Source organism: Streptomyces sp. NPDC059874 (genome assembly GCF_042731135.1).
In the GTDB taxonomy this organism is placed as follows: Bacteria; Actinomycetota; Actinomycetes; order Streptomycetales; family Streptomycetaceae; genus Streptomyces.
This window is the reverse complement of record NZ_JBHWJY010000019.1, coordinates 1-26,062: the sequence shown is the minus strand read 5'-3', so window position 1 is coordinate 26,062 and position 26,062 is coordinate 1. Positions and strand designations below refer to the sequence as shown.

27 protein-coding genes are annotated in these 26,062 nt (G+C 73.3%); 19 read left to right on the top strand and 8 right to left on the bottom strand.

Annotated features, from left to right (window positions below):
- Positions 1 to 21: 21 nt before the first annotated feature.
- The gene (locus ACFV9H_RS13715) at positions 22 to 1,617 is read right to left on the bottom strand and encodes an oxidoreductase (protein ID WP_385397293.1); all 1,596 of its coding nucleotides are present in this window, start codon (positions 1,615 to 1,617) and stop codon (positions 22 to 24) included.
- A 124-nt stretch (positions 1,618 to 1,741) separates the two neighbouring features.
- On the opposite strand from ACFV9H_RS13715, the gene hisD reads away from it, so the two are divergent.
- Genes hisD through hisF form a run of 8 tightly spaced genes read left to right on the top strand, consistent with a single transcriptional unit; the run spans position 1,742 to position 7,467 of the window.
- Complete coding sequence (gene hisD, locus ACFV9H_RS13710; RefSeq protein ID WP_385397291.1) at positions 1,742 to 3,064, top strand: histidinol dehydrogenase; 1,323 nt, start codon at positions 1,742 to 1,744, stop codon at positions 3,062 to 3,064.
- Positions 3,061 to 4,173 carry a histidinol-phosphate transaminase gene (locus ACFV9H_RS13705; protein WP_385397289.1) on the top strand — a complete coding sequence of 371 codons (1,113 nt, stop codon included), beginning with the start codon at positions 3,061 to 3,063 and terminating at the stop codon, positions 4,171 to 4,173. Before hisD ends, ACFV9H_RS13705 begins: the two co-directional genes overlap by 4 nt.
- Positions 4,170 to 4,763 (top strand): imidazoleglycerol-phosphate dehydratase HisB, encoded by a 594-nt coding sequence (gene hisB / locus ACFV9H_RS13700; RefSeq protein ID WP_030155936.1) that lies wholly within the window; start codon positions 4,170 to 4,172, stop codon positions 4,761 to 4,763. Before ACFV9H_RS13705 ends, hisB begins: the two co-directional genes overlap by 4 nt.
- A 2-nt stretch (positions 4,764 to 4,765) precedes the next feature.
- Positions 4,766 to 4,933, top strand: coding sequence for a hypothetical protein (locus ACFV9H_RS13695; protein ID WP_329386683.1), 168 nt, complete (start codon positions 4,766 to 4,768; stop codon positions 4,931 to 4,933).
- A complete protein-coding gene (gene hisH, locus ACFV9H_RS13690) occupies positions 4,930 to 5,574 on the top strand; it encodes an imidazole glycerol phosphate synthase subunit HisH (RefSeq protein ID WP_385397287.1) in 645 nt (214 codons plus the stop codon). The genes ACFV9H_RS13695 and hisH overlap by 4 nt, the downstream gene beginning before the upstream one ends.
- A complete protein-coding gene (gene priA, locus ACFV9H_RS13685) occupies positions 5,574 to 6,311 on the top strand; it encodes a bifunctional 1-(5-phosphoribosyl)-5-((5-phosphoribosylamino)methylideneamino)imidazole-4-carboxamide isomerase/phosphoribosylanthranilate isomerase PriA (protein WP_385397285.1) in 738 nt (245 codons plus the stop codon). Before hisH ends, priA begins: the two co-directional genes overlap by 1 nt.
- Positions 6,308 to 6,715 (top strand): RidA family protein, encoded by a 408-nt coding sequence (locus ACFV9H_RS13680; protein WP_385397283.1) that lies wholly within the window; start codon positions 6,308 to 6,310, stop codon positions 6,713 to 6,715. The genes priA and ACFV9H_RS13680 overlap by 4 nt, the downstream gene beginning before the upstream one ends.
- Positions 6,712 to 7,467 (top strand): imidazole glycerol phosphate synthase subunit HisF, encoded by a 756-nt coding sequence (hisF, locus tag ACFV9H_RS13675; protein WP_385397282.1) that lies wholly within the window; start codon positions 6,712 to 6,714, stop codon positions 7,465 to 7,467. Before ACFV9H_RS13680 ends, hisF begins: the two co-directional genes overlap by 4 nt.
- Positions 7,468 to 7,689: 222 nt before the next feature.
- On the opposite strand, the gene ACFV9H_RS13670 is transcribed toward hisF, so the two are convergent.
- Positions 7,690 to 8,322, bottom strand: coding sequence for a TIGR03085 family metal-binding protein (locus ACFV9H_RS13670; RefSeq protein WP_385397281.1), 633 nt, complete (start codon positions 8,320 to 8,322; stop codon positions 7,690 to 7,692).
- 84 nt (positions 8,323 to 8,406) lie between these two features.
- Between ACFV9H_RS13670 and hisI the strand changes: the two genes are divergently transcribed.
- From hisI to lgt, 11 genes are all read left to right on the top strand, one after another.
- Positions 8,407 to 8,769, top strand: a complete 363-nt coding sequence (hisI, locus tag ACFV9H_RS13665; RefSeq protein WP_385397280.1) for a phosphoribosyl-AMP cyclohydrolase — start codon at positions 8,407 to 8,409, stop codon at positions 8,767 to 8,769.
- 19 nt (positions 8,770 to 8,788) lie between these two features.
- Positions 8,789 to 10,279 carry an anthranilate synthase component I gene (locus tag ACFV9H_RS13660; RefSeq protein WP_385397279.1) on the top strand — a complete coding sequence of 497 codons (1,491 nt, stop codon included), beginning with the start codon at positions 8,789 to 8,791 and terminating at the stop codon, positions 10,277 to 10,279.
- A gap of 14 nt (positions 10,280 to 10,293) precedes the next feature.
- Positions 10,294 to 10,986: a TIGR02234 family membrane protein gene (locus ACFV9H_RS13655; protein ID WP_385397277.1), complete on the top strand. Its 693-nt coding sequence runs from the start codon at positions 10,294 to 10,296 to the stop codon at positions 10,984 to 10,986.
- A gap of 126 nt (positions 10,987 to 11,112) precedes the next feature.
- On the top strand, positions 11,113 to 11,364 hold the full coding sequence (locus tag ACFV9H_RS13650) for an HGxxPAAW family protein (RefSeq protein WP_385397275.1): 252 nt from the start codon (positions 11,113 to 11,115) through the stop codon (positions 11,362 to 11,364).
- A 50-nt stretch (positions 11,365 to 11,414) separates the two neighbouring features.
- Positions 11,415 to 11,894 carry a DUF2752 domain-containing protein gene (locus tag ACFV9H_RS13645; RefSeq protein ID WP_385397273.1) on the top strand — a complete coding sequence of 160 codons (480 nt, stop codon included), beginning with the start codon at positions 11,415 to 11,417 and terminating at the stop codon, positions 11,892 to 11,894.
- A 161-nt stretch (positions 11,895 to 12,055) separates the two neighbouring features.
- Positions 12,056 to 12,865 carry an indole-3-glycerol phosphate synthase TrpC gene (gene trpC / locus ACFV9H_RS13640; protein ID WP_384595552.1) on the top strand — a complete coding sequence of 270 codons (810 nt, stop codon included), beginning with the start codon at positions 12,056 to 12,058 and terminating at the stop codon, positions 12,863 to 12,865.
- A 9-nt stretch (positions 12,866 to 12,874) separates the two neighbouring features.
- Positions 12,875 to 13,087: a tryptophan biosynthesis modulator TrpM gene (trpM, locus tag ACFV9H_RS13635; protein ID WP_385397271.1), complete on the top strand. Its 213-nt coding sequence runs from the start codon at positions 12,875 to 12,877 to the stop codon at positions 13,085 to 13,087.
- Positions 13,088 to 13,283: 196 nt separating this feature from the next.
- Positions 13,284 to 14,534: a tryptophan synthase subunit beta gene (trpB, locus tag ACFV9H_RS13630; protein ID WP_385397269.1), complete on the top strand. Its 1,251-nt coding sequence runs from the start codon at positions 13,284 to 13,286 to the stop codon at positions 14,532 to 14,534.
- The gene (trpA, locus tag ACFV9H_RS13625; protein ID WP_385397267.1) at positions 14,531 to 15,361 is read left to right on the top strand and encodes a tryptophan synthase subunit alpha; all 831 of its coding nucleotides are present in this window, start codon (positions 14,531 to 14,533) and stop codon (positions 15,359 to 15,361) included. Before trpB ends, trpA begins: the two co-directional genes overlap by 4 nt.
- Before the next feature lie 175 nt (positions 15,362 to 15,536).
- Complete coding sequence (locus tag ACFV9H_RS13620; RefSeq protein WP_385397265.1) at positions 15,537 to 16,427, top strand: DsbA family protein; 891 nt, start codon at positions 15,537 to 15,539, stop codon at positions 16,425 to 16,427.
- Positions 16,428 to 16,515: 88 nt separating this feature from the next.
- Positions 16,516 to 17,553, top strand: a complete 1,038-nt coding sequence (gene lgt, locus ACFV9H_RS13615; RefSeq protein ID WP_385397263.1) for a prolipoprotein diacylglyceryl transferase — start codon at positions 16,516 to 16,518, stop codon at positions 17,551 to 17,553.
- 728 nt (positions 17,554 to 18,281) lie between these two features.
- Here lgt and ACFV9H_RS13610 read toward each other — a convergent pair.
- The 6 genes from ACFV9H_RS13610 to ACFV9H_RS13585 form a co-directional block, all read right to left on the bottom strand.
- Positions 18,282 to 19,097 carry an HpcH/HpaI aldolase/citrate lyase family protein gene (locus tag ACFV9H_RS13610; protein ID WP_385397261.1) on the bottom strand — a complete coding sequence of 272 codons (816 nt, stop codon included), beginning with the start codon at positions 19,095 to 19,097 and terminating at the stop codon, positions 18,282 to 18,284.
- The gene (locus ACFV9H_RS13605; RefSeq protein WP_385397259.1) at positions 19,094 to 20,290 is read right to left on the bottom strand and encodes a CaiB/BaiF CoA transferase family protein; all 1,197 of its coding nucleotides are present in this window, start codon (positions 20,288 to 20,290) and stop codon (positions 19,094 to 19,096) included. The genes ACFV9H_RS13610 and ACFV9H_RS13605 overlap by 4 nt, the downstream gene beginning before the upstream one ends.
- On the bottom strand, positions 20,287 to 21,198 hold the full coding sequence (gene rbsK, locus ACFV9H_RS13600) for a ribokinase (protein ID WP_385397257.1): 912 nt from the start codon (positions 21,196 to 21,198) through the stop codon (positions 20,287 to 20,289). The genes ACFV9H_RS13605 and rbsK overlap by 4 nt, the downstream gene beginning before the upstream one ends.
- Positions 21,195 to 22,595: an ADP-ribosylglycohydrolase family protein gene (locus ACFV9H_RS13595; RefSeq protein ID WP_385397420.1), complete on the bottom strand. Its 1,401-nt coding sequence runs from the start codon at positions 22,593 to 22,595 to the stop codon at positions 21,195 to 21,197. Before ACFV9H_RS13595 ends, rbsK begins: the two co-directional genes overlap by 4 nt.
- A gap of 437 nt (positions 22,596 to 23,032) precedes the next feature.
- Complete coding sequence (locus tag ACFV9H_RS13590; RefSeq protein WP_385397255.1) at positions 23,033 to 24,178, bottom strand: ADP-ribosylglycohydrolase family protein; 1,146 nt, start codon at positions 24,176 to 24,178, stop codon at positions 23,033 to 23,035.
- Positions 24,175 to 25,353, bottom strand: coding sequence for an ADP-ribosylglycohydrolase family protein (locus tag ACFV9H_RS13585; RefSeq protein WP_385397418.1), 1,179 nt, complete (start codon positions 25,351 to 25,353; stop codon positions 24,175 to 24,177). The genes ACFV9H_RS13590 and ACFV9H_RS13585 overlap by 4 nt, the downstream gene beginning before the upstream one ends.
- Between the last annotated feature and the right edge of the window lie 709 nt (positions 25,354 to 26,062).

Sequence of the window (26,062 nt, the reverse complement as noted above, 5' to 3'; positions counted from 1 at the left end):
ATGGCCGGGAGCCCGGCCCCGTCACCCCCGCCTCAGCAGCCGGGAGGCTCCGGCCGCCACCGTCGTGGCCAGGATCCAGCCCAGCAGGACGAGGGTCGCGGCCCCCCACTGCCAGCCGCCCTCCAGCTTCCAGTGGCCCTCCTGGCCGAGATCGATCACCGGGAGGAGGAGGTCCAGCGCGAACAGCGGGGCGTTCCACAGCGGGTGCTCGTCCTCCTTGATCGGCGGCGGATCGTGCCGGGAGAAGAGGAGCGCCCCGGCCGCCCACAGCACCGCCATCAACAGGGCGGCCCGGCCCGGCCGGTACCCGTAGACCACCGTCCAGTCCTGCAGGTAGCCCCACGCCTTCTGCCCCGTGGGCAGCGTGGCCCGGCGCCGCCGCTGCTTGGCCAGCAGCACCTCGCGGGCGTCCGCGTCCTCTCCGCTGGCCCGCAGTACGGCGGCCAGCCGCTCGTACGGCTCCGGCGAGTACTCGGGCGTCGCCGCCTCCACCCACTCCAGCCGGCGGGCGAGGGGGAAGTGACCGCGCGGCGCGAGGTTCTCGTAGACGAAGCCCTCGATGGACACGCCGCCCGGCCCGGGCCAGCTCGTGGAGGTGTCGACGAGCTTGACCACCTTCGCCCCGGACACCACCACCCGCCCCTGCTCCGGCCGCTCGCCCACGAAGCGGAACTCGGGGGTCTGGATCCGGCGCAGGGACACCTCCTGCTCGGCGGTGAGCCCGAACCGGGCGCCGTAGAAGTCGATGGCGTCCCCGAAACGCCCGTCGTCCAGTCGCAGCCCGCCGCGGCACACGAAGCGCTGCGCGCGCTGCCCGCGCGTCGGGGTCAGCCCCAGCCCGTACGGGGGAGTGGAGGAGTTCGTGCCGGGGACGTAGTCCAGCGCGATCGAGGTCAGGTACAAGGTCCGCTCGACCGTCAGCTGCGGGGCGTTCAGCGCGTACTTCCCGTACGGATTGCGCAGGCGGGCCCCGCGCAGGTTCATCGACACGCCGACCTTCGCGCCGCGCAGGCTCACCTCCCCGTACGTCTCCAGCAGCTCGGCCTGGAAGTCCTGCGCCACCGACATCCCGTCGGCGGTGATCGCCCGCCCCTTGGAGTCCCGCTGCACCACGGCCTGGCTGATCAGCAGGTCGGTGCCGATCTGCGCGTCGGTCAGCCGGATGCCGCGCTGCACCCGGCAGCGCGGCAGGTGCAGATCGCCCTCGGTGTGCAGGCGCGCCGCCTCCAGCCGCGGTATCGCGCAGTTGACCAGGCGCAACGTGCCGAAGCGCGTCTCCGAGAGCTGGACCTCGCTGTCGAAGCGGCAGGACTGCAGCTCCACGTACGGGCCCACCGCGCCACCGGACAGATCGAGCTTCCCGACGATCCGCACGCCGCGCAGTTTCAGCGAGGCCACCCGGCCCGGCACCGACGCCGGCCCGTGGAGCAGCAGCAGGGCCACCACCCGGGCGCGGACGCTGCGGTCGGGGCCCCACACCTGGTCGCCGTGCGGATCGTCCCGGTCGGCGGCGCGCTCGCTCAGATCGCAGACGCTGCCCGTGCGGTACGCCTCCCACATGCGGCGCTCGGCGGCGGTCAGATCCGCCGGTTCCTCGCCCGCGCGCGTCTCGGTCATGGCGGCCCCCCTCCGCTCGCACTGCGTGTAGATCAAAGCTATCGGGGGCCTGTGACATCCGGGGCGTGTATCAGCCAGTGATACGGGCGAACGGTGGTGCTGGGCGGTCTGAGAGAATTGGGAGGTGATCTCTCGTATCGACCTGCGCGGTGACGCCCTCCCCGAGGGTGGCGCCCTGCGCGATCTGCTGCCCCGTGCCGAGTTCGACGTAGAAGCTGCCCTGGAGAAGGTGCGGCCCATCTGCGAGGACGTCCATCATCGTGGCACGGCGGCGCTGATCGAGTACGCGCAGAAGTTCGACGGGGTGACGTTGGAGCAGGTCAGGGTGCCCGCCGAGGCCCTCAAGACCGCGCTCGACGAGCTCGACCCTGCCGTCCGCGCGGCCCTCGAGGAGTCGATCCGGCGCGCCCGGATCGTGCACCGCAACCAGCGCCGCACCGAGCACACCACCCAGGTGGTCCCCGGCGGCACGGTGACCGAGAAGTGGGTTCCGGTGGAGCGCGTGGGGCTGTACGCCCCGGGCGGCCGCTCGGTGTACCCGTCCTCCGTGGTCATGAACGTGGTACCCGCCCAGGAGGCGGGCGTCGAGTCGATCGCGCTCGCGTCCCCGCCGCAGAAGGAGTTCGGGGGCCTGCCGCACCCGACGATCCTCGCCGCGTGCGCGCTCCTCGGCGTGGACGAGGTGTACGCGGCCGGCGGCGCCGTCGCCGTCGCGATGTTCGCGTACGGCACCGAGGACTGCCTGCCCGTCAACATGGTGACCGGCCCCGGCAACATCTGGGTCGCCGCCGCCAAGCGCTACTTCACCGGGAAGATCGGCATCGACACCGAGGCCGGCCCGACCGAGATCGCGGTCCTCGCCGACTCCACGGCCGACCCGGTGCACGTCGCCGCCGACCTGATCAGCCAGGCCGAGCACGACCCGCTGGCCGCCGCCGTCCTCGTCACGGACTCCGCGGAGCTCGCGGACGCCGTCGAGAAGGAGCTGGAGCCGCAGGTCGCGGCCACCAAGCACGTCGAGGACCGGATCAAGCCCGCCCTCGCCGGCAAGCAGTCCGCGATCGTCCTGGTCGACAGCCTGGAGGACGGCCTCAAGGTCGTCGACGCGTACGGCGCCGAGCACCTGGAGATCCAGACCGCCGACGCCGCCGCCTGGGCCGCCCGGGTGCGCAACGCCGGCGCGATCTTCGTCGGCCCGTGGGCCCCGGTCTCGCTCGGCGACTACTGCGCCGGGTCGAACCACGTGCTGCCCACCGGCGGCTGCGCCTGCCACTCCTCGGGCCTGTCCGTGCAGTCCTTCCTGCGCGGGATCCACATCGTCGACTACACGCGCGACGCCCTCGCCGAGGTCACCCACCACGTGGTGACGCTGGCCGAGGCCGAGGACCTGCCCGCGCACGGCGCCGCCCTGAAGGCGCGCTTCGGATGGAAGGTGCCGAACCAGTGACCGCCATCGGAATCGACGACCTCCCCATCCGGGACGAGCTGCGCGGCAAGACCCCGTACGGCGCCCCGCAGCTCGACGTGCCCGTGCAGCTCAACACGAACGAGAACCCGTACGAGCTCCCCGAAGAGCTCGTGGCGCGGATCGCCGAGCGCGTCGCGGAAGCCGCCCGCACCCTCAACCGCTACCCCGACCGGGACGCGGTCGAGCTGCGCACCCAGCTCGCCGCCTACCTCACCCGTACGGGCAAGCACCCGGTCGCGCGGGAGAACGTATGGGCCGCCAACGGCTCCAACGAGGTCATCCAGCAGCTGCTGCAGACCTTCGGCGGGCCCGGCCGCACCGCGATCGGCTTCGAGCCCTCCTACTCGATGCACGCGCTGATCTCCCGCGGCACCGGCACCGGCTGGATCTCCGGGCCGCGCCGGGAGGACTTCACGATCGACGTGGCCGCGGCCGAGCAGGCCATCGCCGAGAACGCCCCCGACGTCGTCTTCATCACCTCGCCGAACAACCCCACGGGTACCGCGGTCGAGGCGGAGACCGTCCTCGCGCTCTACGAGGCCGCGCAGGCGGCCAAGCCGTCCCTGGTCATCGTGGACGAGGCGTACGTGGAGTTCAGCCACCGCGACTCGCTGCTGCCACTGATCGAGGGCCGCCCGAACATGGTGGTCTCCCGGACCATGTCCAAGGCCTTCGGCGCCGCCGGCCTGCGCCTGGGCTACCTGGCCGCGCACCCCGCCGTGGTCGACGCCGTCCAGCTGGTGCGCCTGCCGTACCACCTGTCGGCCGTCACCCAGGCGACCGCGCTGGCCGCGCTGGAGCACACCGACACCCTGCTCGGATACGTCGAGCAGCTCAAGGCCGAGCGGGACCGCCTCGTCGTCGAGTTGCGGGCCATCGGCTACGAGGTCACCGAGTCCGACGCGAACTTCATCCAGTTCGGCAGGTTCGAGGACTCCCACACCGCTTGGCAGAAGATCCTCGACCAGGGCGTCCTGGTCCGGGACAACGGCGTGCCGGGCCGGCTGCGGGTCACCGCGGGCACCCCGGCCGAGAACGACGCGTTCCTGGAAGCGGTTCGCGCACTGAAGAAGGAGCAGCACGCATGAGCCGCATCGGACGGGTCGAACGGACCACGAAGGAGACCTCGGTCCTCGTCGAGATAAACCTCGACGGCACGGGCAAGGTCGACGTCTCGACGGGCGTGGGCTTCTACGACCACATGCTCGACCAGCTGGGCCGCCACGGCCTCTTCGACCTCACGGTCAAGACGGACGGCGACCTGCACATCGACAGCCACCACACCATCGAGGACACCGCGCTCGCGCTCGGCGCCGCCTTCAAGCAGGCCCTCGGCGACAAGGTCGGCATCTACCGCTTCGGCAACTGCACCGTGCCGCTCGACGAGTCCCTCGCCCAGGTGACCGTCGACCTGTCGGGCCGCCCCTACCTCGTGCACACCGAGCCCGAGAACATGGCGCCGATGATCGGCGAGTACGACACGACGATGACCCGGCACATCTTCGAGTCCTTCGTCGCGCAGGCCCAGATCGCCCTGCACATCCACGTCCCGTACGGCCGCAACGCCCACCACATCGTGGAGTGCCAGTTCAAGGCCCTCGCGCGAGCCCTGCGCTACGCCGCCGAGTTCGACCCGCGCGCCGCCGGCATCCTTCCCTCCACGAAGGGCGCCCTCTAGCCGTGAACGGGCTGAACACCATCCTGATCGTCGTCGGCCTCTTCCTGGCCGGCGGCGTCTACTCCTTCCAGAAGCAGCAGATGCCCAAGTCGGTCGTCGTCCTGCTCGCCATCGGCTCCGTGATGTGCCTCGCCGCCGGAGTCCTGCGAATCCAAGGGATCTGGGAATGAGCGCAGCCACCAAGAACGTCGTCGTCTTCGACTACGGCTTCGGCAACGTCCGCTCCGCCGAGCGCGCCCTCGCGCGCGTCGGCGCGAACGTGGAGATCACCCGCGACTACGACAAGGCCATGGACGCCGACGGACTCCTCGTCCCCGGCGTCGGCGCCTTCTCCGCCTGCATGAACGGCCTGCGCGAGGTCCGCGGCGACTGGATCATCGGCCGCCGGCTCTCCGGCGGCCGCCCCGTCATGGGCATCTGCGTCGGCATGCAGATCCTCTTCGAGCGCGGCATCGAGCACGGCGTCGAGACCGAGGGCCTGGACGAGTGGCCCGGCACGGTCGGCCCGCTCAAGGCCCCGATCGTCCCCCACATGGGCTGGAACACCGTCGAGGCCCCCGCCGACAGCCAGGCCTTCGCCGGTCTGGACGCCGACGCCCGGTTCTACTTCGTGCACTCCTACGCGGCGCACGACTGGAACCTGGAGGTCACCAACCCGGTGATCCGCGCGCCCAAGGTCACCTGGGCCACGCACGGCGAGCGGTTCGTCGCGGCCGTGGAGAACGGGGCCCTGTGGGCCACCCAGTTCCACCCCGAGAAGTCCGGAGACGCCGGAGCCCAGCTCCTCACCAACTGGATCGAGACCCTGTGATGACTCCGACGCCGAAGACCCTGGAACTCCTCCCCGCCGTCGACGTCCGCGACGGCCAGGCCGTCCGCCTCGTCCACGGCGTGTCCGGCAGCGAGACCTCCTACGGCTCCCCGCTGGAGGCGGCCCTCGCCTGGCAGCGCTCCGGCGCCGAATGGCTGCACCTGGTCGACCTGGACGCCGCCTTCGGCACCGGCGACAACCGGGCCCTGGTCGCCGAGATCACCCGCGCCATGGACATCAAGGTCGAGCTGTCCGGCGGCATCCGCGACGACGCCTCGCTCGCCGCGGCCCTCGCCACCGGCTGCACCCGCGTCAACCTCGGCACCGCGGCCCTGGAGACCCCCGAGTGGGCCGCCAAGGCCATCGCCGAGCACGGCGACAAGATCGCGATCGGCCTGGACGTCCGCGGCACCACCCTCAAGGGCCGCGGCTGGACCAGCGAGGGCGGCGACCTCTACGAGACCCTCGCCCGCCTGGACTCCGAAGGCTGCGCCCGCTACGTCGTCACCGACATCGGCAAGGACGGCACCCTCACCGGCCCCAACCTGGAGCTGCTGAAGAACGTCTGCGCCGCCACCGACCGGCCCGTCGTCGCCTCCGGAGGCATCTCCTCCCTCGACGACCTGCGCGCCCTGTCCGCGCTCGTACCGCAGGGCGTCGAAGGTGCCATCGTCGGCAAGGCCCTGTACGCCAAGGCCTTCACCCTGGAAGAAGCCCTGAAGGTGGTGTCCGCATGAGCAACTCCTCCGACGTACGTCGCATCTCCTCCGGCGGCCCCTACGAGGACGTGATCGCGTACTCCCGCGCCGTGCAGCTGTCGAACGGGCTCGTGCTCGTCTCCGGCTGCACCGCGGCCGACGCCGGCGGCCCGTACGACCAGACCGTCGCCGCCTTCGGCGTCGCCTTCAAGGCGCTCGCCCAGGCCGGTCTCGGACCCGAGCACGTGGTGCGCACCCGCATGTACCTCACGCACGCCCGCGACGTGGACGAAGTGGGCCGTGCCCACAAGGAGCTCTTCGACGCCGTCCGCCCCGCGGCGACGATGCTCATCGTCTCCGGCTTCGTCGACCCGTCCATGGTCGTCGAGGTGGAGGTCGAGGCGTACAAGGAGCCCGACGCTTCCGAAGGAGGAGTCGCATGACCCTCGCCGTACGGGTGATCCCCTGCCTGGACGTCGACAACGGCCGGGTCGTCAAGGGCGTCAACTTCCAGAACCTGCGCGACGCGGGCGACCCGGTGGAGATGGCCAAGCTGTACGACGCCGAGGGCGCCGACGAGCTCACCTTCCTCGACATCACCGCGTCCTCCGGCAACCGCGAGACCACGTACGACGTGGTGCGGCGGACCGCCGAGCAGGTCTTCATCCCGCTGACCGTGGGCGGCGGCGTCCGCACCGCGGACGACGTGGACAAGCTGCTGCGCGCCGGAGCGGACAAGGTGGGCGTCAACACCGCCGCCATCGCCCGCCCCGAGCTCATCCAGGAGATCGCGGAGCGCTTCGGCCGGCAGGTGCTGGTCCTGTCCGTCGACGCCCGCCGGACCGAATCCGGCTCCTTCGAGGTCACCACGCACGGCGGCCGCCGGGGCACCGGCATCGACGCCGTCGAGTGGGCGCACCGGGCGGCCGAACTGGGCGCCGGGGAGATCCTGTTGAACTCGATGGACGCGGACGGCACGAAGGACGGCTACGACACGGAGATGATCGCGGCCGTACGCAAGCACGTGACGGTCCCCGTCATTGCCTCGGGTGGTGCCGGCAAGCTGTCCGATTTCGCACCGGCCATCGAAGCGGGAGCCGATGCGGTGCTCGCGGCGTCGGTCTTCCACTTCGGGGACCTCCGCATCGGCGAGGTCAAGGCCGCCCTTCGCGAAGCGGGCCACCCGGTCCGCTGAGGCCACTGTCCGGCCGGGGGCGCGGGTACCGCTGCGGCGGAGCCGGCCCCCACCCCGCCCCAGACCCTCCCCCAGACTCCGTCCGGGGGGACCCCCACGCCTCAAACGCCGGCGGGGCTGAGATAGCCGCGCCTGGCGGACGGCATCAGGCAAACTCCAGCCTCGCCGGCGTTTGAGGCGCGGGGGTTCGGGAGCGGAGCCCCCGGCAGGCGGCCCGCAGGGTCAGATGCCCAGCTGCGCCGTCGTCAGCTGGGCCACGGCCGCCTTGTCACCCTCCAGCGTCACAGCGGCAGCGTCCTGGCGGCCGAAGCAGAACAGCGTCAGCTCACCCGGCTCGCCCGTCACCGTCACCACCGGCGTTCCCTTGTGGGCAACGGCCGTGCGGCCGTCGGGGCGCCGCAGTACCAGGCCCACCGGGGAGCGGCGGCCCGTCAGGCGGGCCAGCTTCTCCAGGCGGGACCAGAGCGCGTCCGAGAACACCGGGTCCAGTTCCCGCGGCGACCAGTCCGGCTGGGCCCGCCGTACGTCCTCCGAGTGGACGTAGAACTCCACCGCGTTCGCCGCCTCGTCGATCTGCTTCAGCGCGTACACCGACAGCTTCGGCGGGCCCGTCCTGATCAGCTGGATGAGCTCCTCGTACGGCTTGGCCGCGTACTCCGCCATCGCCTTGTCCAGGCGGTCCTTCAGCACGTTCAGCAGCAGCCCGCCCGCCGCGTCCGGACGCCTCTCGCGGACCACCACGTGCGCGGCGAGTTCCCGGCAGGTCCAGCCGTCGCACAGCGTCGGGGCCTCCGGGCCGGCGGCCTCCAACAGGTCGGCCAGCAGCAGTCGTTCACGCTTCGCATGGGTAGACATGCGGCCCAGCCTACGGCTGGAACTCGCCCCGCGCCTGCTCATCAGGCGGACAGAGATCCATTACCGGTCCCATCTCGCGGCACAATGGCACCCATGAGTACGTCCTCCCTCGATCCCGCCATCGCCGCGCGCCTCAAGCGCACCGACGACGGCCTGGTACCGGCCATCGCCCAGCAGTACGACACCGGCGAGGTGCTCATGCTCGGCTGGATGGACGACGAGGCCCTGCACCGCACGCTGACCACCGGCCGCTGCACGTACTGGTCCCGCAGCCGGCAGGAGTACTGGGTGAAGGGGGACACTTCCGGCCACTTCCAGTACGTGAAGTCAGTCGCCCTCGACTGCGACGCCGACACCTTGCTCGTCAAGGTCGACCAGGTCGGAGCCGCCTGCCACACGGGCGCCCGCACCTGCTTCGACGCCGATGTCCTTCCGCTGGCCGAATAGCCGGATTGGGTCCCACGCCATGGATCTCGACACCTTCCGCAAGCTCGCGGCCGACCGCCGCGTCATCCCCGTGAGCCGCAGGCTGCTGGCCGACGGGGACACCCCCGTCGGGCTCTACCGGAAGCTGGCCGCGGAACGCCCCGGCACCTTCCTGCTGGAGTCCGCCGAGAACGGCCGCTCCTGGTCCCGGTACTCCTTCGTCGGGGTGCGCAGCGACGCGACCCTGACCGTCCGGGACGGCCAGGCGCACTGGATCGGCGCCCCGCCCGTCGGCGTACCGACCGGCGGCGACCCGCTCGACGCCCTGCGCGCGACCGTCGAGGTCCTGCACACTCCCCGCGACCTCGCGGGCGGCATGCCGCCCTTCACCGGCGGGATGGTCGGCTACCTCGGCTACGACATCGTGCGCCGCCTGGAGCGCATCGGCGACCACACGGCCGACGACCTCGAACTGCCCGAGCTGACCATGCTGCTCACCTCGGACCTGGCCGTCATGGACCACTGGGACGGCACGGTCCTGCTCATCGCGAACGCCATCAACCACAACGACCTCGACACGGGCGTGGACGAGGCCTACGCGGACGCCGTCGCCCGCCTCGACGCCATGGAGGCCGACCTCGCGCGGCCCGCCCCCTACACCCCGGCCCCGCTCCCCGCCTCCGAGCTGCCCGAGTTCTCGGCCCTGTGGGGCGGCGAGAAGTACCAGGACGCCGTCGAGGACATCAAGGAGCGGATCCGGGCCGGCGAGGCCTTCCAAGTGGTGCCCTCCCAGCGGTTCGAGACACCCTGCGAGGCCTCCGCGCTGGACGTCTACCGGGTGCTGCGGGCCACCAACCCCTCCCCGTACATGTACCTCTTCCGCTTCGACAACGGCTTCGACGTGGTCGGCTCCAGCCCCGAGGCGCTGGTCAAGGTCGAGGACGGGCGGGCCATGGTCCACCCCATCGCCGGTACCCGGCACCGCGGCGCGACCCCGCAGGAGGACCACGACCTGGCGGAGGAGCTGCTCGCCGACCCCAAGGAGCGCGCCGAGCACCTGATGCTCGTCGACCTGGGCCGCAACGACCTCGGCCGGGTCTGCGAGCCGGGATCGGTGGAGGTCGTCGACTTCATGTCGATCGAGCGGTACTCGCACGTCATGCACATCGTGTCCACCGTCACCGGGCGGGTCGCCGAGGGCAAGACGGCCTTCGACGTGCTCACCGCCTGCTTCCCGGCCGGCACGCTCTCCGGCGCGCCCAAGCCGCGCGCCATGCAGATCATCGAGGAGCTGGAGCCCACCCGGCGCGGCCTGTACGGCGGCTGCGTGGGCTACCTGGACTTCGCCGGGGACTCCGACACCGCCATCGCCATCCGCACCGCGCTGCTGCGCGACGGCACGGCGTACGTCCAGGCGGGCGCCGGGGTCGTGGCCGACTCGGTGCCCGAGCTGGAGGACAACGAGTGCCGCAACAAGGCGGCCGCGGTGCTGCGCGCGGTCGGAGCGGCGAACCGCCTCCACGGCGCGTGAGGCCGTAGGGGATAGTGGGGTACGTGAGTGCCGTACCCCCGCCCCGAAACGATGCCGTCCCCGAGCCGGAGCACGAGCCGGAGCGCGAGCCACGGCCCGAGGCGCCGGACAGCCGAGGCGGCCGCCGCAGCGTGGCCGTCGCCCTGCTGCTCGGCACGCTCGGCGCCACCGTCGTCCTGCTCGCCTCCGGCCGGGTCTGGGCCCGGGGCACCACCGCCTTCGGCGGTGACTCGCTCCGGCTGACCGCCGACGGGCAGACCGTCACCGGGTTGCCCGCGGCCCTGGCCATCGTGGGGCTCGCCGCCCTCGTCGCCGTCTTCGCCGTACGCGGCAAGAGCCGGTTGCTGGTCTCCGCCCTGCTGGCGCTCAGCGGCCTGGGCGCGGCGCTGGCCGCCGTCTTCGCCGCCGACGGCCGCAGCGCCCTCGACGCGGAGGCCGCCCGGACGACCGCGGACACCGCGGCGAAGGTGGCGGGAATGACCCAAACGGCCTGGCCGTACGTCACGGCCGCCGGCGCGGCCCTGATCCTGGTCGCCGGGCTGCTGGCACTGCGCTTCGGCCGGAGCTGGCCGGCCATGGGCGGCCGCTACGAACGTGACGGCAGCCCGCGGCCCCGCAAGGCCGCCGTGGTGGATCCGGACCGTCCGGAGGATCTGTGGAAGGCTCTGGACCGGGGCGAGGATCCGACCTCCGATCAGGGGCGCTGACGGGCCCTTCGACCCCACCCCCGTGAGTGCGGCCCCGGCCGGGTGCGGGACAATGTCACCGAGCGTTCGACACAGACCGCGCTTTCCACACACACAGCATCGCGGCAGAGCAACGAGGAGCAACTCATGGCGGGCACAGACCACGGACACACCCCGGCCGCCTGGACCGGTGTCATCATCGCCTTCATCGGTTTCTGCATCTCCGGCGCCTTCATGGTGATCGCGAACGCATGGGGCTTCTGGGCCGGTCTCGTCGTCGTCGCGCTCGGCGGTGTCGTGGGCATGGCGATGAAGGCAGCGGGCATGGGCGCGCCGAAGGCCGCTCACAAGGACCTCGCCGAGGTCATCGCCGCCTCCAAGGTCCCCGCCAAGGTCTGAGCGGTACCGAGGTTCCGAAAGGCGCGGCCCGTCGGGCTGCGCCTTTTGTCATGATCGGCGAGAATCAGCGGGTGGACGCTTCTCGCAATCCCGATCTCGTGCCGTCGTCGGAGCTTCCCGCCGCCCGGGTTTCCCGTGCCCGGCGGCTCGCCGCTCCGGCGATCACCCTGGTCGGGGTCGTCGCGGCGTTTGCGTATGTGGGGGCCGTGGATCCCAATGAACCGGGCCATTACCCGGTCTGTCCGTTGTTCCGGATGACCGGAATCCTGTGCCCCGGTTGTGGTGGACTGCGGAGCGCGCACGCGTTCGCCCACGGCGATCTGCCGGCAGCATTCGGGGCAAATGCCCTGGCCGTCGTCGGCTACTTCGTCTTCGCGGGATTCGCGGCCCTGTGGCTGGTTCGCGCCTATCGCGGCGGGCCCACCCCGAGGCTCGCCCTGCGGCCGCAGTACTGGTGGGGGGTGGGCGTGGTGGCGCTCGTTTTCGCCGTCGTCCGAAATCTTTCTTTCGGCTCGGCGCTGGCCCCCTGAGGCCCGTGCGGGGCCCGTATGAAGCCCGTATTCCGAATGTCCAGTTACTGGGACGGCGTCAACCGGGTGCTCACCTGCGGATACCATTTGATTGCTGACCTTGCAGTTGTACGTGTCTGCAAGGCGGCCGACCGTCATCGACCCGGAAGGGGGCCGCTCGCGTGAGTGTGCTCGACGAGATCATCGAAGGGGTCCGCGAAGACCTTGCCGAACGGCAGGCCCGCGTGAGCCTCGACGAGCTCAAGGAGCGTGCCGCCAAGGCGCCCCAGGCCAAGGACGGCGTCGCTGCCCTGCGCGGCGACAGCGTCAAGGTGATCTGCGAAGTCAAGCGGTCCAGCCCCTCCAAGGGCGCGCTGGCCGCGATCGCCGATCCGGCCGGGCTCGCCGCGGACTACGAGGCCGGCGGTGCCGCGGTCATCTCCGTCCTCACCGAACAGCGCCGGTTCGGCGGCTCGCTGGCCGACCTGGAGGCCGTCCGCGCCCGCGTGGACATCCCCATCCTGCGCAAGGACTTCATCGTCACGGCGTACCAGCTCTGGGAGGCCCGCGCCTACGGCGCCGACCTCGCGCTGCTGATCGTCGCGGCCCTGGAGCAGGAGGCCCTCGTCTCCCTCATCGAGCGGGCCGAGTCCATCGGGCTCACCCCGCTCGTGGAGGTCCACGACGAGGAGGAAGTGGAGCGCGCGGTCGCCGCGGGCGCCAAGATCATCGGCGTCAACGCCCGCAACCTCAAGGACCTCAAGGTCGACCGCTCCACCTTCGAGCGCGTCGCCCCCGAGATCCCGGACCACATCGTCAAGATCGCCGAATCCGGCATCCGCGGTCCGCACGACCTCATCGCCTACGCGAACGAGGGCGCCGACGCCGTCCTCGTCGGGGAGTCCCTGGTGACCGGCCGCGACCCGAAGGCGGCCGTGGCCGACCTCGTCGCCGCCGGCGCCCACCCCGCCCTGCGTCACGGGCGGAGCTGACCCCACTCCATGACCCACAACCCGCCCTCCGTCAGCACCCGACCCGGCCGTCGCGGCCCGGTCGGCGTGCCGACGGCGCACGCGCCCCTGGCGCGCGGCTGCCGCCCCCGCGGCTGCCGCGCCCCGGCCCGGCGCGTCCACGGGCGGCGGGTCCGGTACGTGATCGGCTCCGAGCCCGGTCAGGTCAACGGCATGCGATGGCGTCCCGGAGACGCGCTGTAACGAGGGCTGCCGCGGCCCGGTACACGAGACGTACCGCGCCGCGCCCCGACCTCGTACGGCCTGCGCCCCGGGCCGCCGGCCCCGGGCGCGGTCTCCTCGTACCGACACACCACCGGCCCCCGAGCGGGGCGCGTGTGTCGCGGGCGAGCGGCGCAATACGGTGAACCCACTCGTCGCATCCCGTAGGAGCACCGGCATGTCCAGCCAATACTTCATCCCGGACCCGGAGGGTCACGTTCCGAACGCCGAAGGCTACTTCGGCGACTTCGGAGGCAAGTTCATCCCGGAGGCGCTCGTCGCCGCCGTGGACGAGGTCGCCGTCGAGTACGAGAAGGCCAAGGGCGACCCGGCCTTCGCCGCCGAGCTGAACGACCTGATGGTCAACTACACCGGCCGGCCCAGCGCCCTCACCGAGGTGCCCAGGTTCGCCGAGCACGCGGGCGGCGCGCGGATCTTCCTCAAGCGCGAGGACCTCAACCACACCGGCTCGCACAAGATCAACAACGTGCTGGGCCAGGCACTGCTCACCAAGCGCATGGGCAAGACCCGGGTCATCGCCGAGACCGGAGCCGGCCAGCACGGCGTGGCCACCGCCACCGCCTGCGCGCTCTTCGGCCTCGACTGCACCATCTACATGGGCGAGATCGACACCCAGCGCCAAGCCCTCAACGTGGCCCGGATGCGCATGCTGGGCGCCGAGGTCATCGCGGTGAAGTCCGGCTCCCGCACCCTGAAGGACGCCATCAACGAGGCGTTCCGCGACTGGGTCGCCAACGTGGACCAGACCCACTACCTCTTCGGCACGGTCGCCGGCCCGCACCCCTTCCCGGCCATGGTCCGCGACTTCCACCGCGTCATCGGCGTCGAGGCCCGCCGCCAGATCCTGGAGCGCGCCGGCCGGCTGCCCGACGCCGTCGCGGCCTGCGTCGGCGGCGGCTCCAACGCCATCGGCCTCTTCCACGCCTTCATCCCGGACACCGACGTCCGCCTGGTCGGCTTCGAGCCCGCCGGGCACGGCGTCGAGACCGGCGAGCACGCGGCCACGCTGACCGCCGGCGAGCCCGGCATCCTGCACGGCTCCCGCTCCTACGTCCTCCAGGACGAGGAGGGCCAGATCACCGAGCCGTACTCCATCTCGGCCGGTCTGGACTACCCCGGCATCGGCCCGGAGCACTCCTACCTCAAGGACTCCGGCCGCGGCGAGTACCGCGCGGTCACCGACGACCAGGCGATGCAGGCCCTGCGGCTGCTCTCCCGCACCGAGGGCATCATCCCGGCGATCGAGTCCGCGCACGCCCTCGCCGGCGCGCTGGACCTCGGCAAGGAGCTGGGCAAGGACGGCCTGCTGGTCGTCAACCTGTCCGGCCGCGGTGACAAGGACATGGACACGGCAGCCCGCTACTTCGGGCTGTACGACGGCGAGAGCGCCGAGGGGGAGTCGAAGTGAGCAACGCCAGCGAGAAGACCGGGCGCATCCAGCTTCTGAGCGACACGCTCGCCAAGGCCAAGTCCGAGGACCGCGCCGCCCTCGTCGCCTACCTCCCGGCGGGCTTCCCGACCGTCGACGGCGCCATCGAGGCGGTCAAGGCCGTCATCGCGGGCGGCGCGGACGTGGTCGAGATCGGCCTCCCGCACAGCGACCCGGTCCTGGACGGCGCCATCATCCAGACCGCCGACGACATCGCCCTGCGCGGCGGAGTCAAGATCGCCGACGTGCTGCGCACCGTGCGCGAGGCGCACGAGGCGACCGGGGCCCCGATCCTGGTCATGACGTACTGGAACCCCATCGACCGCTACGGCGTCGAGCGGTTCACCGCCGAGCTCGCCGAGGCGGGCGGCGCCGGCTGCATCCTGCCCGACCTGCCGGTCCAGGAGTCCGCGCTGTGGCGGGAGCACGCGGAGAAGCACGGTCTGGCGACCGTCTTCGTCGTGGCCCCCAGCAGCAAGGACGAGCGCCTGGCCACCATCACGGCGGCCGGCTCCGGCTTCGTCTACGCCGCCTCCCTCATGGGGGTCACCGGCACCCGCGAGTCGGTCGGCAACCAGGCCCAGGACCTCGTCCGGCGCACCCGCGCCACCACGGAGCTCCCGGTCTGCGTCGGCCTGGGCGTCTCCAACGCCGTACAGGCCAAGGAGGTCGCGGGCTTCGCCGACGGTGTGATCGTCGGCTCGGCCTTCGTGAAGCTGCTGCTGGACGCACCGGACGAGGCGGCCGGGCTGGCCGCCGTACGGGCGCTGGCGGGCGAGCTTGCGGAAGGCGTACGCAGGAACTGATCGGCGCGTTCGATCAAAGCGTGGACGCCTGAGCGGGTTCTGTAGCCCGATCGGGTGGAAGTAGGGGCGGGGGGGCACGCGAGTGCCACCCCGCTTCGTTTGGCCGAACGTGAGCGAGAAGAACGACGGTGCGAACCGCGATGCGACGAAACGATCGGCCCGGGAGCGACTCCAGATGGAGCGCGAGCGACAGAAGACCCGGGACAAGCGCCGGCGGACCCTGATCGTGGCGGCGGCGGTGGTCGGCGTGCTCGGCCTGGCGACCGTCGTCGGCGTGATCGCGGCCAACACCGGCAAGGGCGACAAGTCCGCCAAGGCAGGCCCGGTGGTCGCCCCCTCGGGCGCCACGGGCAAGGACGCGCTCGCCATCCAGACGGGCAAGGCGGAAGCCCCGCACACCCTGGTGGTGTGGGAGGACTTCCGCTGCCCCGCCTGCAAGTCCTTCGAGAACAACTACCGCGACACCATCCATGAGCTGGAGGCCAAGGGCCTGCTCAAGACCGAGTACCACCTGGTCACGCTCATCGACGCGAACATGAGGGGCAGCGGCTCGCTGAACGGCGCGAACGCGGCGGCCTGCGCGCAGGACGCGGGCAAGTTCACGGCGTACCACGACGTCCTCTTCCAGAACCAGCCGGAGGAGGTCGACGACGCCTTCGGCAAGAACGCCAAGCTGCTGGAACTGGCCGGCAAGGTGGACGGGCTGGACACCCCCGAGTTCCGCTCGTGCGTCGAGAACGGAACGCACAACAGCTGGGTGGCCAAATCCCAGGAGGCCTTCCGCGCCGGCCAGTTCCGGGGCACGCCGACCGTGCTGCTGGACGGCAAGGACATCTTCGCCGACCAGGCGAACCAGATGACCCCGCAGAAGCTGAAGGAGCAGGTGGAAGGCACGGCCAAGAGTTCCGGCAGCGGCGCGGCGAAGGCGTCCCCGTCGGCCTCCGCGTCCGCTTCCGCGTCTTCTTCGGCCCGGGCGAAGACCTCGTCGAAGACGGGCTCGCCGGCCGCCGGAGGGGCGTCGAAGGGGGCTGCCACGGGCGCGGCCACCGGGGCTGCGGAGGACTGAGCGACCCCCGGGTCGTGTGTGGATTTGGTTTCGGCTTGCCGGGCGGGTTGCGGTCCGCACCGCCCGGCAGGGTAGCGTCATGACTGCCATGGACATTGCTTACATCCCCAGCCCGTCGACCGGCGTGGTCCAACTCGGACCGATCCCGCTGCGCGGCTACGCGTTCTGCATCATCATCGGCGTCTTCGTCGCCGTCTGGCTCGGCAACAAGCGCTGGGTCGCACGCGGCGGAAAGCCGGGCACGGTCGCGGACATCGCCGTGTGGGCGGTGCCGTTCGGCCTTGTCGGCGGTCGCCTCTACCACGTGATCACCGACTACCAGCTCTACTTCGTCGAAGGCCGCAACTGGGTCGACGCCTTCAAGATCTGGGAGGGCGGCCTCGGCATCTGGGGTGCGATCGCGCTGGGCGCGGTCGGAGCCTGGATCGGCTGCCGGCTGCGCGGCATCCCGCTGCCGGCCTGGGCGGACGCCCTGGCTCCCGGCATCGCGCTGGCCCAGGCCTTCGGGCGGTGGGGCAACTGGTTCAACCAGGAGCTGTACGGCCGCGCCACCGATCTGCCGTGGGCGGTGGAGATCAGCGAGGGCCCGAACCGGGTCGCCGGCACCTACCACCCGACCTTCCTGTACGAGTCGCTGTGGTGCGTCGGCGTCGCGCTGCTGGTCATCTGGGCGGACCGCCGCTTCAAGCTCGGCCACGGGCGGGCGTTCGCCCTGTACGTGGCCGCGTACTGCGCGGGCCGCGTCTGGATCGAGTACATGCGGGTCGACGAGGCGCACCACATCCTCGGCCTGCGGCTGAACGTGTGGACCTCGATCGTGGTCTTCGTACTGGCCGTGGTCTACCTGGTCCTGTCGGCGAAGCTGCGGCCGGGCCGAGAGGAAGTCGTCGAACCGGTTTCCTCCGGCGGTGCGGGTGCCGAGGGCTCGTCTCCAGCCGATGCGGACGCTGCCGCCGAGCCGAAGGACTCCGAGGCCGGGGGCAAGCCCTCCGGCACCGCCGAGGCCGAGCGCGAGCCCGAGCCCGAGCCCGAGGCCATTGAGGCCAAGAAGGCGGCCGTCCTGACGAAGGGCACGCCGGCCGAGGCCGAGGCCGAGGCCGAGGCTCCGGAGGCCGGGAAGGGCTGACGGTACCCCGTGTCGTGGCCCGGCTGGTGGGGCTCGGCCGCGTGCCTCCCGGCGGGGCTGGGGTGGTTCCCGCGGGCGGGGTCTCGACCCTCGGGTCCGCCCCGCGCCTCAGTCGCCGGCGGGGCTGGGGGTGGTCCCCCCGGGCGGGATCTCGGCCCTCGGGTCCGCCCCGCGCCTCAAACGCCGGCGAGGCTGGGGGTGGTCACCCCGGGCGGGATCTCGGCCCTCGGGTCCGCCCCGCGCCTCAGTCGCCGGCGGGGCTGGGGTGGTGCCCCCCGGGCAGGTTTCGCTCCTGGGGTTGGTCCGCGGTGTCCCTCCGGGGCGTCTCCTCGTCCTCGCGCACTGAGGGTCATCCGGGCTGCTGAGCCATGGTTGCGCGCTCGTCCTGCGGGGACGCCCCGGAGTGCCCCCGCTCCCCCCGACGGGTAAAACCCTGCCCCTGGGGGGCGGGAGCGTGCAGTGCCCCTGCTCTTCCGTCGGCCAAGGCCCCGCCCCTGGTCGGGAGTGTGCTGTTGGGGTGGGGACACGGCGGAGTGTCCCCGCAGGACGAGCGCGCAACCACGCTCTGTGTCGAAGCACCTGCTCAGTGCGCGAGGACGAGGAGATGCTCCGGCGGGGCACCGCCCCAACCCGGGTCGGTCCTGCCCCAGGAAAATCCAGCCTCGCCGGCGTTTGAGGCGCGGGGTCTGGGGCGGAGCCCCAGCGGCGAAGCCGTGCCCGGCGGCGGATCAGCGGGCGGCCATTCGCGCGGCCAGCGCAAGGGTGCGGTGGGCCGCGGCCACCACGGCCGGGTCCACGAAGCGGCCGTCCGGCAGGGCCAACGCCCCCGGCGTGGCCCGGGCGGCGGTCAGGACCTCCTCGGCGGCCGTGACCTCCTCCGGCGCCGGGAGGTAGGCCCGCTCGATCACCGGGAGCTGGCGCGGGTGGATCGCCGCCCGGCCGAGGAAGCCGAGGGAACGGCCGCGCGCGCAGGAGACGGCCAGCGCCTCCAGGTCGCGGATGTCGGGGAAGACCGACTGGGCCGGGGGAGCCAGGCCCGCCGCCCGGGCCGCGACCACGATCCGGGAGCGCGGCCAGTCCAGCCCCGCCTCCGCGCTGACGCCCAGATCGGCGCGCAGGTCCGCCTCGCCGAGGGACAGCCCGCGCAGGGCCGGGTGCGCGCGGGCGATCTCGTACGCCCGCTCCACGCCCAGCGCCGATTCGAGCAGTGCGTGCAGGCCGACCCCGCCGGTGCGGTCCGCGACGGCCGCGATCTGCTCCGGGGCGCTGATCTTCGGCAGCCGGAGTCCCGCGAGGCCCCGCAGGCCCGCCAGGGCGGTGAGGTCGGCGCCGCCCCAGGGGGAGTCGAGGGCGTTGACGCGAACGTGGACGGGGACCGGCGGCCGCTCCGCGAGCAGCTCGGCGGTGGCGGCGCGGGCGTACTCCTTGCGGGAGACCGGTACCGCGTCCTCCAGGTCCACGATGACGGCGTCCGCCCCGCGGTCGAGGGCCTTGGCGACCACCTCGGGGCGGTCGCCGGGTGCGTACAGCCAGGTCAGGATCACAGCGCTCCCTCCTCGCGGAGAGCCAGGATCTCGGCCGCGGACAGGCCGAGCTCGGTCAGGACGGCCTCGGTGTCCGCGCCGTGCGGGCGGCCGGCCCAGCGGATCCCGCCGGGGGTCTCGGACAGCCGGAAGAGGATGTTCTGCATGCGCAGCGGGCCCAGTTCCGGGTCCTCGATCTCGGTGAGCGTGTCGAGCGCCTCGAACTGGGGGTCCGCCATCACGTCCCGGATGTCGTAGACCTGCGCGACGGCGGCCTCGGCGTCCTCGAAGGCGGCGACGACCTCCTCCGCCTTGTGGCGGGCGATCCAGCTGCCGACGGCCTCGTCCAGGACCTCCGCGTGGGCGGCCCGCCCGGTGCCCGTCGCGAACCAGGGCTCGGCGATCAGCTCGGGCCGGCCCACCAGCCGCATGACCCGTTCGGCGATGGACTGGGCCGAGGTGGACACCGCCAGCCAGCGGTTGTCGGCGCTGCGGTAGGTGTTGCGGGGGGCGTTGTTCGTGGAGCGGTTGCCGGTGCGCGGCTGGACGTAGCCGAGCTGGTCGTACCAGATGGGCTGTGGGCCGAGCACGGTGAGGATCGGCTCGATGATGGCCAGGTCCACGACCTGCCCGCGCCCGGTGCGGTCGCGGCCCGTGAGGGCGGTCATCACGGCGTACGCCGTGGTCAGCGCGGCGATCGAGTCGGCGAGCCCGAAGGGCGGCAGGGTCGGCGGCCCGTCCGGCTCCCCGGTGATCGCGGCGAAGCCGCTCATCGCCTCGGCGAGAGTGCCGAAGCCGGGGCGGTGGGCGTACGGGCCCTGCTGGCCGAAGGCCGTGACGCGGGCCAGGACGAGGCGTGGGTTGGCCGCCGACAGCTCGGGCCAGCCGAGGCCCCATCGCTCCAGGGTGCCGGGGCGGAAGTTCTCGATGATCACGTCGGCGGTGGCGGCCAGGCGCAGCAGGGTGTCGCGGCCGCCGGGAGTGGACAGGTCGAGGGTCATCGTCCGCTTGTTCCGGCCGAGCAGCTTCCACCACAGCCCGACGCCGTCCTTGGCGGGCCCGTGCCCGCGGGAGGGGTCGGGGCGGCCCGGGTGCTCGACCTTGACCACCTCGGCGCCGAAGTCCCCCAGGAGGGTGGCGGCGAGCGGGCCTGCGAAGAGGGTGGCGAGGTCGAGGACGCGCAGCCCGTCCAGTGGCCCCGGGGAGCTCGTCACGAGGCGGCCCCGGGCCGTGCCCCCGCGAAGGAGTCGGTCTCGGCGCGGGCTGGCATCGAGTCCTGGGCGCCGGGGCGCTGGACGGAGAGCGCGGCGGCGCACGAGGCCCAACGCAGCGCCTCCGGCACGGGCCGGCCCTCGCCCAGGGCCACCGCGAGGGCGCCGACGAAGGTGTCCCCGGCGGCGGTGGTGTCCACGGCCCGGACCTGCGGAGCCGGCACGGTCAGCGGCTCCCGGCCGCGGGCGGCGTACAGGACTCCGGCGGCGCCGAGGGTGATCACGACCTCGGGTACGTCGTCCAGCAGGGCCGCGGCGGCCTGGCGGGGATCGGTGAGGCCGGTGAGGGCGGCGGCCTCGTGCTCGTTGGGGACCAGGAGGTCGACGACGGCGAGGAGCTCGGCGGGCAGCGGCTGGGCGGGGGCCGGCGTGAGGATCGTACGGACCCCGTGGGCGCGGGCGGCGAGGGCGCCCGCGAGGACGGCGGCCAGCGGCAGTTCGAGCTGGAGGAGGAGGGAGCCGGAGCCGGCGATCCGTGCCTCGTCGCCCGCCTCCAGGCCCGTGACGTGGGCGTTCGCGCCCGGGATGACGATGATGCTGTTGGCGCCCTCGTCGTCGACGGTGATGTGGGCGGTGCCGCTCGCGCCCTCGACGGTGCGCAGGCCGCCCGTCTCGACCCCCGCCGAGGCGAGCGCGGAGCGCAACCGTACGCCGAACTCGTCGGCCCCGACCGCCCCGATCATCACCACCTCCCCGCCGGAGCGGGCCGCGGCGACGGCCTGGTTCGCGCCCTTGCCGCCGGGGACGGTGCGGAAGGCGCGGCCGGTGACCGTCTCGCCGAGGCGGGGGGCCTTGGGGACGTAGGCGACGAGGTCCATGTTGGTACTGCCGAGCACGGCGATGGCCGTCATGAGCGTGCTGCCTCCTGTGCGGTGAGGTGGGCGAGGGTGTCGAAGCCGACGCCGTCGAAGCCGGGGACGGTGGTGGCGAGGCGGTTCTTGAGGGGGGCGGTCCACCGGTGCGGGACCTCGCCGGCGACGAGGGCCGCGAGGGCGCCGGCGGTGGCCCCGTTGGAGTCGGTGTCCCAGCCGCCGGAGACCGCCCGGCACACGGAGTGGGTGAAGTCCCCGTCGGCATGGGTGAGGGCGGCGGCGATCAGCGCGGTGTTGGGCACGGCGTGCACCCAGTGGTAGTGGCCGTAGCGGGCGTGCAGCCGGTCGACGACGAGGTCGAAGTCGGTGTCCTCCCCGGCCGCCCGGATGCCGAAGCGGACGGCTTCGGCGAGGCGGGAGCGGGGCGGTACGAAGGCCAGCCCGGTCCGCAGCGCCGTGTGGACGTCGGAGCGGCCGGTGGCGGCGGTGGCGGTGGCCGCGGCGACGAAGAGGGCGGCGTAGACCCCGTTCGCGGTGTGGGAGAGGACGGCGTCCCGGTACGCCCGGGCCGCGGCGGCGGCCGGGTCGCCGGGGTTGGTCCAGCCGTGGACGTCGGCCCGGATGAGGGCGCCGATCCACTCGCGGAACGGGTTGTGGTGGGTGGCGGTGAGCGGCGGCTCCAGGCCCTGGAGGAGGTTGCGGTACGCGACGCGCTCGGCCGTGAAGGTCCGCCCGGCGGGCAACTCGTCGAGCCAGAGCCGGGCGACGTCGGCGGTGGTGAAGCCCTTGCCGTGCCGCTGGAGCAGGAGCAGGCCGAGGAGCGGGTAGTTGAGGTCGTCGTCCTCGGGCATGCCGTCGATGTTCTCGGCGAGGGAGGTGGGGGCGGAGCGGCGGTTCCAGGGGTGCGCGGCCAGTACCTCCGGGGGGACGCGGCGGGCGGTGAACCAGTCGTTCAGGGGCCAGTTGCCTGCGGCGCGGGCCAAGGCGCGGACGCCGTGCAGGGGGAGCTTCTCCACGGGCTTCCCGAGCAGGCAGCCGACGGCCCGCCCGAGCCAGGCGGCTTCCAGCCGGGTCGCCAGGTGGGGGTCCCGGCCTGCGGCCGGGGGCTGCGCTCCGCGGGCGGTGGTCCGGGGCGCGGCGGTGGCCCGGGGCTCGGCGGTGGTCCGGGGCCTGGCCGTGGCCCGGGGCTCGGCTTCGGGCCAGGTGGCGCGGATGGACTCCCAGGAGTGCGGTTCCTCCGCGGAGAGCGGGGAGGGGAGGGCGGCGAGCTCGCCGAGGAGGCGGGTGGCGAGGTCGCGGAGCTCCGGCGCGGCCTGGGTGGGGGAGGCGCCGGCCCGGGCGGGGGCCGGGTGGCCGCCGGCCGCCAGCCAGGCGCGGCGGGCGGGCTCGGCGTCCCGGCCGTCCTCCGCGGCCTGCCGCAGCTCGTGCCCGATCAGGTCCTCGGGCTGCGCCCAGGTGAGGCGTACGAGGGCCGGCTCCGGCTCGGTGGGCTCGGTGGGCTCGGGTGGCGCGGCGGGGTGGGGGGTGGGGGCCTGCGGCGCTGTTCCCCTACCCGCCCCTTCCCGAAACCGGGGCTCCGCCCCGGACCCCGGGTCGTGCCCGGTTCCGGGGGCCGGGGCGTGCACGCCGGGTTCCGGGGCGGGCCCGGTTCCGGGGTCCGGGTGGTGCCCGGTGTCGGGTTCCGGGCGGTGCCCGGTGCGGGATCCGGGGCTGTGCCCGGTGTCGGGTTCCGGGGCGTATCCGGTGCCGGGTGCCGGGCTTTGCCCGGTGCCAGGGCCCGGGGCGGGCACGCCGAGTTCCGGGCTGGGCCGGGTGTCGGGTTGCGGGGTGGGCCTGGTTGGGGTGGGTGGGCTCGGGGGCGGGCAGGGGGGGTTCATCGGGGGGCCGTGAGGGTGGTGAAGGCCGATTCGTGGGCTCGGCGGCGGGTGCGGTCCAGGGCGAAGATCTCACGGGCCACGGCGGCCAGGGAGGCGGCCGGGGCGTGCAGGTCGAGGCGGCTGGCCTCGGCGACCTGCTTCGCCCAGGCGGGCGGGATCGCGGCCTCGCCGCCCAGGGCCCCCGCGACGGCGCCCGCCATGGTGGCGATGGAGTCGCAGTCCCGGCCGTAGTTGACGGCCCCGAGCACGGAGGTCTCGTACGCCCCGTCCGCGATCAGCAGCATGCCGAGCGCGATCGGGAGTTCCTCGATGGAGTGGAGGCGGGAGGGGCGCCGCGCGCCGAGGGAGGGGGCGCGGTAGTCGGGGCCCACCGAGTCGTACGGGGCGACCGCCTCCCGGAGCGGGGCCAGGGCCGACTCGAAGTCCCTGTGGCGGACGGCGACTTCCCGGACCGCGGCGATGGCGGAGCGGGTGCCGTCCTTGGCCAGCGAGAGGGCCGTGTCGACCACGGACGAGGCCGTCGCGCCGGGCAGGCAGGCGGCCGCCACCGCCGCCGCGAACACGCCCGCCGCCTCCCGCCCGTACGAGGACTGGTGCGCGCCGGCGATGTCCAGGGCCTCCGCGTACGCCCCCGCCGGATTGCCCGCGTTGGCGATGCCGACGGGCGCCATGTACATCGCCGCGCCGCAGTTGACGATGTTGCCGTTGCCCGCCTCGCGGGGGTCGACGTGCGCGTAGTGGAGACGGGTGACGATCCACTTCTCGGCCAGGAAGATCCGTTGCAGGGGGAGGGCCTCCGCCTCCAGCTCGGGGATCCAGCGCGGATTCGTCATCAGGTCCGGGACCAGGTGCTCGGCGACCGCGTAGGCGTCGAGGTGGTCCCGTACCGCCTCGTAGACCCGTACGAGCGCATGGGTCATCAGGGTGTCGTCGGTGACGTGGCCGTCACCCTTGTGGTACGGGGCGATGGGGCGGGCGGTGCGCCAGTCCTCGTACCAGGGACCGACGATGCCGTGGATGCGGCCGCCGTGCCGTTCCACGATCTGGTCCGGGGTCCAGCCCTCCACCGGGCCGCCGAGCGCGTCGCCTACGGCGGCTCCGACGAGGGCGCCGATGGCCCGGTCCTCCAACGTGAGCATCATGTTCGCATCATTCCTTGCGGGTTGGGTGAGGTGAGTTCCGTACGGGTGAGGAGCGCGGCGAGTTCGACGAGGTCGGTGCCGGCGAGGCGGGGGAGGGCGCAGCCGGAGAGGGTGCGGCAGGCCTCGCGCCAGGCGGCGGGGATCGACTCGCCGCCGCCGAGCGCGCCGGTGAGCGCGCCGGCGAGGGCGGGGGCGGAGTCCGCGACGCGGGACAGACAGGCGGCGGCCGGGACGGCCTCGGTCACCTTGCCGCGGGCGGCGGTCGCGAGGGCGAGGGCCACGGGGACGGTCTCGGCGGCGGCGATCCCGTAGCTGTAGACGTGGTCCACGATCTCGTGTTCGAGGGTGGGGACGATGGCGAAGGCACCGCCGTCGGTGTGGGCGCGGGCCAGCTTGACGGCGTGGCGGGCGTTGCGGCCGATCTCGGTGGCCTCGGGGAGCTGGCCGAGCGCGGCGTCGACGGCGGCGTCCACGTCGGGGGTGGCCAGCGCCGTCGCGAGGGCGGCGGCCATGGCGCGGGCGCCGTGGACGCCGTCGCCGTCCTGGGTGTAGCGGGCGTCGAACTCGGCGAGATCCGCCGCCGCGCGGGGGTCGCCGGGGTGGACGACGGCGAGGACGCAGGCGCGGATGCAGGCGGCGTCGTCGAAGTAGTGCGGGTTGTCGTGGCCGGTGGCGGGCGGGCGCAGGCCGGTGGCGAGGTTGCCGAGGCCGGCGCGGACGGAGATCCGGGCGCGGAGGGGCAGTACGGCGGATTCGACTTCGGGGGCGCGTTCCGCTGCCGCGGCGACCTCGGACGCCAGGGCGTTCCAGGCGAGGTCGATGGCGGCGCGCATGCGGCGTGACCGGCTGAGGTCGGAGAGCAGGACGCCGGCGGCGGTGAGGACGGACTCGGCGACGAAAGCCGCCCACTCGGCGTCGTCGGACGGTCCGAGACGGAGGGGCTCGGGGGGCTGGTTCAGGGCGATGGGGACGGGGAGGGTGGTGGTGGCGTTCTGCTCGGCGAAGGTGTCGAGCTCGCGGGTCAGGCGGCGGGTCCACTCGGGCATCCGGCTCGCGCGGTGGCGGGCGGCGGGCCACCCGGCGGCGTCGCCCGCGGCGAGCCCGAGGAGGAGCCCCTCGATCCGCCGGGGCCCTGCGGAGGGCTCGGCGGGGGCCGCGCTCCGCTCGGCCGGGATGCCTTCCCGGGGGCCGGTCCGGGCGGGGGCTGCGGCTTGCCCGTGCCCGTGCCCGTGCCCGGCGGGCCGCTCTGCCAGGCGTAGCTCCGTGACCCCTGCGCCGGCCGTGCCCGTACGGTGCTCGGCCCGCGCGGTGTCGGCGGCCCCGACGAGCCGCTCAGTGATCCGGGCCCGGTCCTGGGCGGCCGGCGCTGCGCCGGGAGCCCCGTCGGCCACGGCTGTACGGGCTTCGCCGCGTTGGGTGCCGGTGGCGCTGCCGGGCCGCTCCGTGATCCGGGCCTGGTCCTGGGCGGCCGGCGCTGCGCCGGGAGCCCCGTCGGCCACGGCTGTACGGGCTTCGCCGCGTTGGGTTCCGGCGGCCCCCACGGGCTGGTCCGCGATCTGGGCCCGGTCCTGGGCGGCCGGCGCTGCGCCGGGAGCCCCGTCGGCCACGGCTGTGCGGGCTTGCCCGCGTTGGGTTCCGGTGGCGCTGCCGGGCCGCTCAGTGATCCGGGCGCGGGCCGTGCCCGTACGCGTTTCCCCGCGCGCGGGGTCGGCTCCGCCGGCCGGGGGCTCGGCCGGGGCGGAGATTTCCCCCACCCCGCCCTTCCACCGTTCCCTGGGGCTCCGCCCCGGACCCCGCTCCTCAAACGCCGGAGGGGCTGGATTTCGGCTGCTGCCGTCCGCCAAGCGCGGCTGGTTCGCCCGGAGGGCAAATGCCGCCTCGCCG

Excerpts from the sequence above, each read along its gene's own strand:
- hisH (WP_385397287.1), top strand. The coding sequence starts at position 4,930 with ATGAGCGCAGCCACCAAGAACGTCGTCGTCTTCGACTACGGCTTCGGC.
- ACFV9H_RS13590 (WP_385397255.1), bottom strand. The coding sequence starts at position 24,178 with ATGATGCTCACGTTGGAGGACCGGGCCATCGGCGCCCTCGTCGGAGCC.
- lgt (WP_385397263.1), top strand. The coding sequence starts at position 16,516 with ATGGACATTGCTTACATCCCCAGCCCGTCGACCGGCGTGGTCCAACTC.
- ACFV9H_RS13650 (WP_385397275.1), top strand. The coding sequence starts at position 11,113 with ATGGCGGGCACAGACCACGGACACACCCCGGCCGCCTGGACCGGTGTC.
- ACFV9H_RS13670 (WP_385397281.1), bottom strand. The coding sequence starts at position 8,322 with ATGTCTACCCATGCGAAGCGTGAACGACTGCTGCTGGCCGACCTGTTG.
- trpM (WP_385397271.1), top strand. The coding sequence starts at position 12,875 with ATGACCCACAACCCGCCCTCCGTCAGCACCCGACCCGGCCGTCGCGGC.
- ACFV9H_RS13645 (WP_385397273.1), top strand. The coding sequence starts at position 11,415 with ATGATCGGCGAGAATCAGCGGGTGGACGCTTCTCGCAATCCCGATCTC.
- trpB (WP_385397269.1), top strand. The coding sequence starts at position 13,284 with ATGTCCAGCCAATACTTCATCCCGGACCCGGAGGGTCACGTTCCGAAC.
- hisI (WP_385397280.1), top strand. The coding sequence starts at position 8,407 with ATGGCACCCATGAGTACGTCCTCCCTCGATCCCGCCATCGCCGCGCGC.
- ACFV9H_RS13715 (WP_385397293.1), bottom strand. The coding sequence starts at position 1,617 with ATGACCGAGACGCGCGCGGGCGAGGAACCGGCGGATCTGACCGCCGCC.
- ACFV9H_RS13660 (WP_385397279.1), top strand. The coding sequence starts at position 8,789 with ATGGATCTCGACACCTTCCGCAAGCTCGCGGCCGACCGCCGCGTCATC.
- ACFV9H_RS13680 (WP_385397283.1), top strand. The coding sequence starts at position 6,308 with ATGAGCAACTCCTCCGACGTACGTCGCATCTCCTCCGGCGGCCCCTAC.
- priA (WP_385397285.1), top strand. The coding sequence starts at position 5,574 with ATGACTCCGACGCCGAAGACCCTGGAACTCCTCCCCGCCGTCGACGTC.
- hisB (WP_030155936.1), top strand. The coding sequence starts at position 4,170 with ATGAGCCGCATCGGACGGGTCGAACGGACCACGAAGGAGACCTCGGTC.
- ACFV9H_RS13620 (WP_385397265.1), top strand. The coding sequence starts at position 15,537 with ATGGAGCGCGAGCGACAGAAGACCCGGGACAAGCGCCGGCGGACCCTG.
- rbsK (WP_385397257.1), bottom strand. The coding sequence starts at position 21,198 with ATGACGGCCATCGCCGTGCTCGGCAGTACCAACATGGACCTCGTCGCC.
- hisF (WP_385397282.1), top strand. The coding sequence starts at position 6,712 with ATGACCCTCGCCGTACGGGTGATCCCCTGCCTGGACGTCGACAACGGC.